Origin of the sequence: Actinoplanes sp. NPDC049548 (assembly GCF_040676695.1) — a bacterium.
GTDB lineage: Bacteria > Actinomycetota > Actinomycetes > Mycobacteriales > Micromonosporaceae > Actinoplanes.
In genome coordinates, this window is record NZ_JBFAPM010000017.1 from 96587 (window position 1) to 109245 (window position 12659).

Annotated in this window: 8 protein-coding genes; 4 read left to right on the top strand and 4 right to left on the bottom strand. The window is 72.2% G+C overall.

Annotated features, from left to right (window positions below; all coding sequences use genetic code 11):
• Nucleotides 1-64: 64 nt before the first annotated feature.
• A complete protein-coding gene (locus AB0J80_RS28320) occupies nucleotides 65-2287 on the top strand; it encodes a GGDEF and EAL domain-containing protein (RefSeq protein WP_364710743.1) in 2223 nt (740 codons plus the stop codon).
• Here the strand turns inward: AB0J80_RS28320 and AB0J80_RS28325 are convergent.
• Nucleotides 2284-6267, bottom strand: a complete 3984-nt coding sequence (locus tag AB0J80_RS28325; RefSeq protein WP_364710745.1) for an amino acid adenylation domain-containing protein — start codon at nucleotides 6265-6267, stop codon at nucleotides 2284-2286. The two genes, AB0J80_RS28320 and AB0J80_RS28325, sit on opposite strands and share 4 nt — an antisense overlap.
• Before the next feature lie 8 nt (nucleotides 6268-6275).
• On the bottom strand, nucleotides 6276-6797 hold the full coding sequence (locus AB0J80_RS28330; RefSeq protein WP_364710747.1) for an SET domain-containing protein-lysine N-methyltransferase: 522 nt from the start codon (nucleotides 6795-6797) through the stop codon (nucleotides 6276-6278).
• A gap of 185 nt (nucleotides 6798-6982) precedes the next feature.
• Here AB0J80_RS28330 and AB0J80_RS28335 point away from each other — a divergent pair, with 185 nt between their 5' ends.
• Genes AB0J80_RS28335 through AB0J80_RS28345 form a run of 3 tightly spaced genes read left to right on the top strand, consistent with a single transcriptional unit; the run spans nucleotide 6983 to nucleotide 9107 of the window.
• On the top strand, nucleotides 6983-7411 hold the full coding sequence (locus AB0J80_RS28335) for a hypothetical protein (protein WP_364710749.1): 429 nt from the start codon (nucleotides 6983-6985) through the stop codon (nucleotides 7409-7411).
• Nucleotides 7411-7635, top strand: a complete 225-nt coding sequence (locus AB0J80_RS28340) for a helix-turn-helix transcriptional regulator (protein ID WP_364710751.1) — start codon at nucleotides 7411-7413, stop codon at nucleotides 7633-7635. The genes AB0J80_RS28335 and AB0J80_RS28340 overlap by 1 nt, the downstream gene beginning before the upstream one ends.
• A 26-nt stretch (nucleotides 7636-7661) precedes the next feature.
• On the top strand, nucleotides 7662-9107 hold the full coding sequence (locus AB0J80_RS28345) for an alpha/beta hydrolase (protein ID WP_364710753.1): 1446 nt from the start codon (nucleotides 7662-7664) through the stop codon (nucleotides 9105-9107).
• 26 nt (nucleotides 9108-9133) lie between these two features.
• Here the strand turns inward: AB0J80_RS28345 and acpA are convergent, their stop codons facing one another.
• Nucleotides 9134-10777 carry an acid phosphatase gene (gene acpA / locus AB0J80_RS28350; protein ID WP_364710756.1) on the bottom strand — a complete coding sequence of 548 codons (1644 nt, stop codon included), beginning with the start codon at nucleotides 10775-10777 and terminating at the stop codon, nucleotides 9134-9136.
• A gap of 545 nt (nucleotides 10778-11322) precedes the next feature.
• Nucleotides 11323-12558 carry a hypothetical protein gene (locus AB0J80_RS28355; RefSeq protein WP_364710759.1) on the bottom strand — a complete coding sequence of 412 codons (1236 nt, stop codon included), beginning with the start codon at nucleotides 12556-12558 and terminating at the stop codon, nucleotides 11323-11325.
• Nucleotides 12559-12659: the final 101 nt, after the last annotated feature.

Consider the following 12659-nt stretch of genomic DNA (forward strand, 5'->3'; position numbering starts at 1 on the left):
TGTCCTGCCCGGGCGTGCCGATCGGGACTACGTGCCCTCGCGCGACCGAGCTTCTGCCCACCGGGTGCGCGGTGGGCTCCACCGCTGGTATCTCACCACCGGCGCCGTGGCGCTCGGCGGCGGCGCGATCCTGCCTCCGGGCGTACGGGTCTGGGTGTACATGGCAGTAGCGGCCTCGGTCGTCGTGGCCGTGGTAGCGGGGGTTCGCCGGCACCGGCCGGTCTGGCCGGCGCCCTGGTGGCTGCTGGCCGGTGCGGTCGCCATGTCGCTGCTCGCGAACGTCGGCTGGGCCCTGGTGATGGACCCGTCCGGTGTTCCCCGGTTCCCCTCGTTCGGTGACGCCTGCTACGCGGCCACGCTGGTGCTGATCGCGTCGAGCGTGTACCGGTGGGTGCGCCCCGCCGAGCAGCGCAGCGGTGTGGTGGACGCGGGGATCGTGGCGCTCGGCGGCAGCGCCGTGCTGTGGACCCTGGTGGTCGCCCCGATGCTGTTCGACGGCCGCTTCACCGGTCTGCGCCTGGGCAGCTATCTGAGCTACGTCTGCATGGACCTGCTGATCCTGGTGCTGAGCGTCAGGGTGGTGGTGATCTCCCGGGTACGCACGCCCGCCTACCGGCTCATGGTCGCCGCGGCCGGACTCCTGGTGGTCACCGACACCACCTACTACGCGCTGCTGACGGCCGGAGAGAGCCGTGACACGCTCACCGCGCTCGGGTGGCTGGGCTCGTACCTGCTCATCGGTGGCGCGGCCCTGCACCCCTCGATGGCGCGCAGCACGGGGAGCGTGCCCGGTAACCCGTCACCGGCGTCGTGGCGGCGACTGACGACCTACGTGTCACTGACCGCGGGTGTCAGCGCGCTCAGCGTCGTCAGTCTCTCCTCCCTGCCCGGAAGCCGGTCGCCCCGGCTGATCGTGCTGGAGATCCTCGGCACCGCGATGTCCGTGCTCCTGATCGTCCGGCTGTCGCAGCTGGCCGGGTTGCTCAACCGTCGCACCCAGCTCGACCCGCTGACCGGCCTCGGCAGCCGGGTGATGCTGCAGGACCATCTGGAGCGGGCGAGTCGCCACGACCGGGTGCTCCTGCTCGCCGACCTCGACGGTTTCCGGGATTTCAACGACACCTTCGGCCATCATTGCGGCGACGCCCTCCTGGTGGAGACCGGCGACCGGATCCGCGCGGAGGTGCCCAGCAACGCCACCGTCGTCCGGCTGGGCGCCGACGAGTTCGCCGTGTTCGCCGACGCGGGAGACGACCTTGACGGGAGCGACCTGGCTCACCGCATCCTGGCCGCCGTGCGGCGCCCGTACCGGGTGCGGGGTCTGACCGCCCGCCGTTTCACCGCCAGCATCGGGGCGGTCGCCGTACCGGCCGGGCGGCAGGGCTCCGCGGCCCTGCGCGACGCCGACCTGGCGCTCCGGGTGGCGCGTACGCGTGGCGGCGACCAGGTCTCGGTCTTCGACCCCGCCCTGCATGCGGAACGGCTGGCCAACACCGAGCTCGTGGCCCAGATGCACGACGCCATCGAGAACGGCGGCTTCGAGGTGCACTACCAGCCGATCGTCGAGCTGGCCACGGGCGACGTGGCGGCCGCGGAGGCGCTGTTGCGCTGGACCCGCCCCGACGGCACCCGCGTGTCCCCGGCCGATTTCATCCCGCTGGCCGAACAGAGCGGCGCCATCACCGCCATCGGCGACTGGGTCCTCCGCCAGGTGTGCTCCGACCTGCGCGAGTTGTGGCCGCAACACCGGATCCCCATCACCGTCAACGTCTCCGCCCACCAGCTTCGGGACCCGCTGTTCGCCTCACGCCTGCTGACCCTGCTGACCAGCTGCTCGGTGCCCGGGGAGGCCCTGATCGTCGAGATCACCGAGACCGTCCTGGTCACCTCCGTCACGGACGCCGCCACGGTCACGGCACAGCTCCAGGAACTGCGCGAGCACCGGGTGCGCATCGCCATCGACGACTTCGGCACCGGCTACTCGTCGCTGGCGTACCTCAGGGAGCTGCCGGTCGACATCCTCAAGATGGACGGGTCCTTCACGGCCCAGCAGATCGACGACGGCGGTCCCCGCGAGACCGCCTTCGTCCGCGCGATCGTGGAGCTCAGCCACAGCCTCGACCTCGTCACGATCGCCGAGGCGGTCGAGACGGCGGCCCAGGCCGAGCGTCTGCGGGCCCTCGACTGCAACCTCGCCCAGGGATACCACTTCGCCCGGCCCGCGCCCATCGCCGACCTCCGCGAATACCTGCGGCAGCGCGGCCGCCCCGCCTTCGCCGGCAGCTAACCCGCGTCGACAGGGCCGGCCGTGGTGGGCACGCCCTCGTACCGCAGGCCGGGGAGGAGGCGTTCCCGCTTCATCACCACGCTGTGCGCCGCCACGTAGGCTCCGGCGCCGATGTCGGCTCCGTAGAGCGGCACCGTGGCATCCGCGAGGGTCGCGTGCCGGCCGACCCGGACACGGTCGATCTTGAGGACCCGGTCCTCGAACGTGTGCGCCTGGAACATGGCGTTGACGGTCGCGCCGTCCTGGATCTCGAGCATGTCAGGGTCGACCACCTGCGCGAACCCGTCGCCGAGCAGGACGCCGCGGCCGATGCGCATGCCCATGGCGCGCAGGTAGCCCTGCAGCAACGTGGTGCCCTCGAGCGCCGACAACACCGGTCCGGCGATGAACCCCCAGGCCACGTAGAGGAAGTCCCACCGGCTGCTCCAGCATGACCAGAGGGCGTGCACGCCCGGCCGCACCCGGCCGAGCAGCGCCCACTTCAGGCCGAGCACGAGGAGGGCGAGGGCGACCTCCACGGCCACGGTGATCGCCGGCAGGGCGACCAGCACGAGCGCCTCCGGGCCGAGGCCGCCGGCCGCCGCCTGCACGGCGGCGAGCCAGGACACCAGCGCGGCGAGCGGCACGACGGGCAGCGCGAAGCGAAGCCATTCCCAGAACATCCGGTTGACGACCCGGATCCGGGGCGGGTCGTGGGTGAGCGAGCGGTCGAGCTCGACGACCTCCCGGCGGGGCAGCTCGAACGCCGGGTGCCCGAACCACGACGTGCCCCGGCCGATCGTCGCGGCGTCGGCGACCGTGCACACGCCCACGAGGATGTCGGGTGGCAGCCGCTGCCCGGCCGGGACCACGGCGTGGTTGCCCAGGAACGTGTTGCGCCCGAGCCGGAGCTCCGCCAGGGCCACGGTGCCGTACCGGACCCGGGGGCCGCCCAGGTAGATGCCGTCCGCGAAGAACGTGCCGGCTCCGATCTTGACCAGCTCGGGCACGACGTTGGTGATCGTGCTGATCTCGCAGCCGCGGCCCACGCTCATCCCGGCCCAGCGCAGCCACACCGGCCAGAACAGGCCCCCGCTGAGCCAGTCGCCGGCCGAGGTGACCAGCTCCGTCTTGAGCATCACGCGCAGGTAGGCCAGGCCCCAGCGGCTGATCACTCCCTCCCGGACGGGACCCAGCGCGCGGACGGCCAGGGCCTCCAGGCACACCGACACGACCAGGGCCAAACAGCTCAACGCGGCCACGCCGACGAGGAACCCCAGGTTGGCGAGCGGGTGGGCGCTGATCGCCAGGACGCGTTCGTACGTGAGGTCCCACGTGGTGATCAGCTTGATGGCGACCACCATGAACGGCAGCTCGAGCAGCAGCGTCACCAGGGAGCGGCACAGGACGGTGGCGACCGCGTGCCAGTACGGCGAGAGCTGCCTGCCGCGGTCGGTCAGAGCCGGCGGCGGCGCCGCAACGCCCACCGGGCGGGCCGGGACGCCGTCCCACACCTCCGCGGGCCCGGCGGAGTCGCCCGACCGCAGCGAGGACAGCTCGCGCAGCACCGCGCCCCTCTGCATCCGGCTGCCAGGGTCCATCCCGGCCCGTACCTCCAGGGTCGCGCCGTCCTCCAGAACCACCGGCCCGACGACCACCTGGCCGTCGGACAGGTCGACCAGGCGCAGGGCGGCGTCCGGCCCGACGCTCACGTCGTCACCGATGCGCAGCAGGTCCCAGCCACCACGGTGGACGTCGACGCCGCGGGAGATGTGCACGCGCCGGCCGATCTGGGCGCCCAGCCGGCGCAGCGCCGCGTTCTGGAACTCGGTGCCGGCCAGCGTGTTCCACGGAACGAAGCGGGTGAGGTGCTGCAGGATCCACAGCCGCACGTACATGCCGCCCCAGGCCGGCCACCGACCCGGCCGGAACCGCCCGACGAGCAGGCGTTTCGCGGTGACCGCCACCGCCACGGACACCGGAGCCGTCAGCGGCCTCAGCACCGCCCCGGCGAGGGCGAGCAGAACCGGCATCAGCGCCAGCCCCACCCGGCCGGCCAACCACGGCCCCGCGACCATCACACCCCAGTACGCCAGCGGCGCCGCGATCATCAGCTCGATCAGCAGCCAGCCGCACTGCAGGGTGGTGGCGAGCGCCCGGCGGGGCAGCGGCCGGTCGACCGGTGCGGCTACCGGTGCGGGGTCGGCCACGCCCGCACCCGTACGCCGGGCCAGCGCCGCCACCGTGCGGCACTCGTACACGTCTCGCACGGTCAGCCCGGCGGTGACCGGATGGCTTCGCAGTGCGGACACGAGCATGGCGGCCTGCAGCGAGCTGCCGCCGAGATCGTCGAAGAAGTCGGCCTCCGGGTCGACCGAGGGGGAGCCGAGCACCTCGTGCAACGCCGTCACGATCGTCCGCTGGACGGGATCGGCCGGCGCATCGGTCGCGGCCACCGGCGTCCGCGGCCCCGCGGCGGCGACCACCGGCGGCAGGTCGTCGCGTCTCAGCTTGCCGCCCGCACTCCGGGGCAGCTCGTGAGCCAGGGCGAAGAACGACGGCACCATGTACGCCGGCAGCGCGGCCTGCAAGCGGGCCTTCAGGTCGTCCGGATCGGGTAGGGACGCCGGATCGGCCGGAACCACGTGGGCGGTGAGGGCCTCGCCGGCGCCGGTGCCCTCGACCCGGCAGGCGGCCTCGCGGACGCCGGGACAGCGCACCAGGCACGCCTCGATCGCCTCCAGCTCGACCCGGTAGCCGCGCAGCTTCACCTGGGTGTCGATGCGCCCGTGGTAGAAGAGCGTGCCGTCGGGCGCCGCCGACACCAGGTCGCCGGTCCGGTAGAGCCGGCCGAACGTGGGGTGCTCGACGAACTTGGCGCGGGTCTCGTCGGGCTGGTTGCGATAGCCCAGCGCCAGCCCGGCCCCGCCCATGCACAGTTCGCCGCCTTCCCCCGGCGGCACCGGTTGCAGCTGCTCGTCGAGGACGTAGGCGACGGTCCCCGGCACCGGGCGTCCGATCGCCACCGGCCGGCCCGGCACGATGTCCTCGCGGACGCAGGTCACCGTGCACTCGGTCGGCCCGTAACCGTTCACCATGCGGCGCCCCGGGGCCCACCGCTCGGCGACGTCCTCCGGCAGCGCCTCGCCGCCGACGTACAGCAAGCGCAGCTCGGGAAGCTCGCGACCCGGATCGCTGCAGCCGGTCGCGCGCAGCAGGGTGGGCGGTGGGCACAGCACGGTGATGCGTTCGGTACGCAGCCAGCCGACCAGATCGGGCCCCAGCCGCGCGGTCTGCTCGTCGAGGACGACGACGGTGCCGCCGGCGGACAGCGCCAGCCACACCTCCTCCACGGAGGAGTCGTAGGCGGGCGACGAACCCTGCGCCACCCGGTCGCCGGGTCCGAGCCCGAACTCGGCGATGTCCCCCTCCACCAGGTTGCTGATCGCCCGGTGGGGGATCATCACCCCCTTCGGCCGTCCCGTGGTGCCGGAGGTGTAGATCAGGTACGCCAGGTCGTCCGGCTCGGGCTCGATCGGCGGCACGCTGCCGGCGAACGCGAGGGGCTGGTCCATCCGGACGGTCGCACCGAGGTAGCCCACGTCGGCCGCCCGGCGGGCGCCTTCCGCGTCGGTGAGCAGCACGGTGGCGGCCGAATCGGCCAGGATCTGCGCCAGCTGGCCGTCGGGGAAGGACGGGTCCACGCACACGTACGCCCAGCCGGCCTTGAGGACGCCGAGCTGCGCGACGTACAACCGGTCGGTCGTCCGCGGCAGCAGGATCATCGCGATACCGCGCCACGTCAGGCCGCACATGACGCTCGCCACCACGGCCGACTCCTGGTCGAGCTCCGCGTAGGTCAGCCGGCGCCGGTGCGGACGCCCGGGCGCCGGCGGCACGTCGACGGCTATCGCGTCGGGGAAGCGGCGGGCCGCTCGAGCGAAGAAGTCGTGCAGCGCCGCGGGGCGTTCGCCGACGGGCGCCCGAGGCGATGCGGTCACCGACACTGTCAGACCTCGGCCGCGTCGACGGGCGACCGGTCGCCTCGGAGATGGTCGGCGAGCAGCGGCGCGACCCGTTGCCTGGCTTCGGGGGACAGCCAGCGGTAACCCCGGATCACGCCCTCGCACTGCGGCGAGCCGCAGCGGCAGTCGAAGGGCTCCGCCATGTCGAACTCGGTGGTGTTGTAGTTGAACGTGATCTGGCTCCACGGTTCGATGCAGTGGAGGGCGACGAACTCGCGGCCGCGTACCACCGCGTTCGGCTCGCAGCTGTGGTTGGTGAAGCGCCAGAAGAAGCGGTCCAGGACCTGCTCGGGGTCGTAGCCGTCCGGCATGTCGATGTGGGTGTCCCGGCCCACCTGCAGGGAGTACCGGGTCGGCGTGCGGGTCACGTCGCCTCTGATGGTGAACAACCGGGCTCCGGCACACACATGGGTGTCCAGCACGAGCCGGTACTCACCGTGGGTGCGCACCACCGCGACGAACTCGTCGGCGATGGGGGTGATGGCGTGGATGCTGTCGACCGTCATGGAAGCCTTCTTCCGCCCAGGGAACCGTGTGCCGTCATACGGTGCGCAGCTCACCGGCGGTTCAATCCGAGCGTGATCGAGGTGACGCACGCCACCGGCATCCATTGACGGGGCTTGGCGACCTGTGTAACCTCTGGGTTACTTCAAGAGTAGTCAAGGTTCCTTTGCGAAGGGGTGGGCAGGGCATGTTCGCAGCGATGGTGATGGATCCGAGGCGTCGCGCACACCGGGTGTTCGACACCGCGGTGTTCCTGTGGGGCACGGCCGGGGCGGTGACCCTGGTCATCGGTGCCGTCCAGGACATCCGGGGCGGGGCATGGCCCCTGCCGCTCGACGTCGTCAACGGCGTCGCGGTATGCGTCGCCGTGCTCGCGCTGGCGGTGGCCGGTGCGGCGTGGCTGCGTCTGCGCAGCCTGCGTGCGGTGGTGGAGGACGAGCGCACCCGGGAGACCCACCTGCGCTCAAGCACCGCCGCTCTGCTGGGCACACTCGCCGTGCAGCTGCCCTTCTTCTTCCACGTCTCCGTGCCCTCAGTGGCGCAGGCCAAGCTGACCGTCGCCGCCGCACTCACCGTCTACGGAGCCACCCGGTGGTGGCTGAACCGGGATGCCTGATGGCCGCTGAACCCGCGCATCCGCTGCGCAACCACATCCGGGTCGAGCGGGCGCGCCACGACCTCACCCAGGAGCAGCTCGCCGAGCTGGTCGGGGTCACCCGCAAGACCATCAACACCGTCGAGACCGGCAAGTTCATCCCGTCCACCGTGCTCGCCCTCAAGCTGGCTCGCGCCCTGCACACCCGGGTCGACGAGCTGTTCTACCTCGACGACACCGACTGATCCGGCACCCTCGAACGGAGAGACTCGTGCGACCCCTTGTCGCTCTTCTGACCGCCACCGTCCTGCTCGCCCCCGTCTCCGCGTCCCCGTCGAGCGCCGCTCGGCCCACCGGGCCGCCGTCGACCGCCCTGCGATGGGGCAGCTGCCCGTCGCCGGCGGCTCCGGCGGAGCTGCGCTGCGCGACGTTGCGGGTACCGACGGATTACAGCCGCCCCCACGGCCGGCAGACCACCCTCACCATCTCCCGCCTCCCCGCCGGCAACCCGCAGCTGCGGCGTGGCGTGCTGATAACCAACCCTGGCGGCCCCGGGCAAGCCGGGCTGCTTCTGCCCGCGGCGCTCGCCCACCAGTTGCCCCCACAGCTCCTGGACCGCTACGACCTCATCGGGTTCGACCCGCGCGGCGTCGGACACAGCACCCCGGTCACCTGCGGCGGCAGCGCGCTTCCCAGCGACGATCTCATTTATCCGTACCCCGGCCCCGACGGCTCGATCGCCCGCAACGTCGCCTACGCCCGCACCACCGCTGCCGCCTGCGCACGCCATGGCGGCCCGCAGATGCCCCACGTCACCACGGCGAACACGGCCCGCGACATGGACCGTATCCGTGCCGCCCTCGGCGAGCGGCGCATCTCCTACCTCGGATGGTCCTACGGCACCTACCTCGGTGCCGTCTATCGCCAGCTCTTCGGGAACCGCGTCGACCGGATGGTTCTCGACAGCGCAATCGACCCCGCCCGGGTCTGGTACGACCAGTACCGCACCATGAGCCGAGCCGCCGACCGTCGGCTCGACGACCTCACCGCCTGGGCCGCCGCCCGCCACGCCGACCTCGGGCTCGGCGCCACACCCGCCGCCGTCCGCCGCCGCTACCTCCGTGTGGCCGCGGGACTCGACCGTGAACCCGTGACTCGCGCGGACGGCGTCGTGGTCACCGGTGCGGTGGTGCGCGCCGAGACCTTCCGCGCGCTGTACCACGACGATTGGCTTCCCACCGTCCGGCAGTGGCTCGATCCTTCGGCCCTGCCCCCGGCTCCACCGGAGACCGTGGATCCCGCTGTTCCCGCGGACAATGCCACGGCCGCGCTCTACGGCGTCGTCTGCGGCGACGTGACGTGGCCCCGGGACGTGCGGCGCTACCGCGATGCGGTCCGCGACGACCGGCGGCGGTGGCCGGCCACCGACGGGATGCCCGCCAACATCTGGCCGTGTGCGTTCTGGCACCGCCCACCGGTCGAACCTGCCGTGCGCGTCACCCCGGGCGGCCCCCGCAACACGCTGATCGTCCAGAACCTGCGCGACCCGGCCAGCCCGTCCACCGGCGGCATGCGTCGCGCCCTCGGCCCGGGAGCCGTGCAGATCACCGTCGATGCGGGCGGCCACGGTGTGCTCGGTAACGGCTCGTGCGCCGACCGTCACGCCGTCGTGTTCCTCACCGACGGGCTCCTGCCCGCCCACGACCAGCGGTGTTGACGGTTACGCATCGGCTGGGCGGGGGCTCAGTGGCGCCCCAGCCCACCGATGCGGAGCGCGGGTCCCAGGTCGTGGACGCGGGCGTCGCGGCCGAAGCGGGTGTCGAGGGGCGCCAGGCCGTACTGCTGCTCGATGGTCCGCAGGATCGAGGTCGTGTCGTAGGGCGTGTGGTCGACCCCGGACCGGCGCAGCGACCGGGAGATCAGCAGGGCGGGGATGCGGGTGCCGGGCCCGTACTCGTCGGACGGGCCGGGCGTGGCGCGCCGGCCCTGACCGGGTGGGACGACGTGGTCCCACTGGCCGCCGAACTCGTCGTAGGTCACCACGACCAGCGTCCGGGCGGCCTGCGGACCGTTCATGACAGCGTTCAGCAGGTCGACGAGGTGCCGCTCGCCGTTGTCGGTGCTGGCGTAGCCGGGATGCTCGTTCTCCGCCCCGTACGGCTTGACGAAGCTGACCGCCGGTAGCCGGCCCTGACGGGCGGCGGCGAAGAACGCGGTCTCGTCCTGGAGGTGGTCACGGGGGTGCTCGCCGGTGCGCGGGTCGACGTACCCGGGCGCGTACCGGGCGAAGTAGTTGAAGGGCTGGTGGTGGTACTGGAACAGCGGGCCGGGATGCCCGGCGGCCGCGTCGTTCCATCCGCCGGCGTACCAGGCCCAGCTGACGTTCCGCTCGGACAGCTCGTCGCCGATCGTGCGACGGTAGTTCGGCGCCCCCGGGTCGACGTTGTTGACCAGCGGCAGCGTGTTCGCGCCGCCCGCGGAGGGCGGGCTGGACGGCTGCACGGTGTTCACCGCGTAGTCACCGCACGCGAAGCCGGAACGGCCGGGGCAGGCCTGCGTGACGGGTCCGTCGTTCAGCGCCGGGTCGCTGCTGTGCAGGGGGTACGCCCGGACGCCGGTGCCGGCGGCGGGCGGGTTCGGGTTCGGGAAGCCCTCGGCGTCGACGACGGAGTGGGCGGTGGCGGGCGCACCCGGCCACGGCGGAGCCTGGGCGGCCACGAGGTACTGGTGGTTGAGGAACGACCCGCCGAACGCCGCCTGGAAGAAGCGGTCCGCGACCACGTAGTGGGGCGCTCCGGCGCCGTGCAGGTACTGGTAGACGGGCAGCTGGCGGGTGTCGTAGTAGCCCTGGGTGAGCCCGGTCGCGTCACTGCCCGTGCTGTAGCGGTCCATCCGCCCACCGTCGAGCTGGTACTGCTCCTGGTAGAACCGATGCACCAGGTCACGGGTGCAGCCGCCGGGGGTGCCACCGGGACAGGTTCGACTCTCCGGGGTGAGGTAGTCGTTGATGGAGAACGGCCGGTTCGCGAAGTGGCTCGCGTACGAGAACCCGTTGCTCGCCGTGTCGGTGCCGCAGGCGGCGTCGAGCGGTGGCGTCGCGAGGCTGGGGTCGTTCTGGTAGAGGCATCGGTAGGCGGTGCCGTCCTGACGGACCTGGGCGCTGCGGCGGGCGTACCCGGGTGCGCCGCGCCCGTCGACCCACTGGGCACCGACGCGTCCCCAGCCCGCGTACAGGTTGTCGAAGCTGTGGTTCTCCTGGTAGATGACCACGAGGTTCGTGAAGGGGCCGAGCGGGCCGCCGCCCCGGCCGTGGGAGGCCTCGGCCGGGGCGACAGCCGCCGCCAGAACGAGAAGGATCGCACCGAGCACCGCGCTGACACGTCTCATGTCCACTCCAGTCGCCGTCGACTGCCCGCAACGTATCGCGGTGACCAGCCCGGTGGACCTTGTCGCTCGTGGCACCCACTGCCGAATGCCGCGAGCCGGGCGGACCGCAGTAGCTGTGAATGTAGATGGGCCAGTTGTGGTTGTAGGTCACGACTTCGTCATCCCAGTTGACGTCGAAGGTGAGATGTCCGGTGTACTGCCACCACAGCAGGCGCTGGTCGCCGGTGACCGTCTCGCCGGGCTGGACGCGGCGGCCCCACAGGCCGCCCACCGGACGGTCCGCCGGATCGGTGCGGACGTTCCCGATGGTGCCCGCCACGTCGGACCGGTTGGTGACCGTCCACGTGACCTGCCATTCCTTGGCCTCTGCGTCACACACGGCCGTCCCTCTGATGTCGACCCCGTGGTCGGTTGACGCGCGGGCCGGCGATGCCGCCAGCCCGATCACTGCGACTGCCGCCGTCAGGAACGCGATCGTCCGCGTGAGTTCCTTTGCCTTTCGATGCTGGTGTGGCAGGTCCTCATGCGACGTTGGCGGCCGCCGCCTATCGCGTCAACGCCATGCGGGTCTCGATGGTCAGTCCCCAGACGGCGGCCACCTCCGGGATCGGGCTGAACCAGGAACGGGAGCCACCGCTGTCACCGTGGCAGCCGGGCTCGCTGTCGCTGTGCAGGCCGTACGCGACCCGGTACGTGGTGGACGCGAGCCAGTACCAGCCGCCGCCGCTGTCTCCCGTGCAGGCGTCCACGCCGTCCACCCTGACCATGCCGGACTCCGCCGGGTCGCTGACGCTGCCGATGACGCCGCACAGGTTCGGGCCGTTCACCTGGGCGGCGTTGGCGGCCAGGCACACCACGTCACCCTGCTGCAGGTACGCCATCGTGGGTGCCGCATCATTCAGTGCGACCGTGTGGTCGGCGTTCTCGAAGTAGATCTCGCCGCCTCGGTCGTCGGCATAGGAGGGGTTGTCGACCCGGATGATCCCGGCGTCGACCGGGCCCCGGCGTACGGAGCTCGTCATCGGGCCGATCCACCGGGCGCCGGTGCTCCAGCGTCCGGGGCCGATGTCGCAGTGTCCGGCGGTGTAGACGTACCGCTGGTTGCCCGGCGTGCGCGCGGTGAAGCCCGCCGAACAGATCGGCAGGCCGTAGTGCCGCAGCATCGTTCCCGCCCGGAGCGACGCATCGCAGGTCAGGCGCGACGTGCAGGCGGAGTCCGGGTCACTCGCGCGCGTCGTGGCGTCGACGATCCGTACCCCGGCCGGCACCGCGCCCAGGGACGCCCGGGCGGTCCGTGGCACCGCCACCACCACCTGGTTGGCCGCGACGTCGATGCCCACGTGGCCGGCGGCCGCACGGCTCAGCGCGTCGCCGCCGGTACGCACAGCCTCGGCCTGCCGCTGCAGGGCGGCGTGGCTGCGCGTCACGAGGTGTACGCGCAGGCTTACGCCGAGGCGGTCCGCGACCCGCTCGACGGACGGCGCCGCGCTCGCCGCGGTGACCGCCACGTGCAGGACACCGCTCGGTGCGTCGAACCAGCTGCCGCCGAACGCGCCCGTGTCCTCGGCAGCCCGGTACACCTGCTTGCGGGGCAGCTGCTGGTCGAACGCCGTCCGGGCCGCGGACTCGGACATCTGCGGGTACGCCGCCCGGTAGGCGGCCGTCGCCGAGGCGACAGTGCCGTCGTCCATCGGCGGCCCGGCGGCCTCGGCCGGGACAGCGACCGGCCACAGGCTCGCCACCAGGGCCATCATCCCGGTGGCCAATGATCCTCCGCGCATGAGGACACACCTACCCGAAAGCGCCGGCTGAATCCACATGTGTGAATACGTCCACCGCGATCCGTTGAACAATGAAGCGGTAGCGCTGACTGCTCACCCCC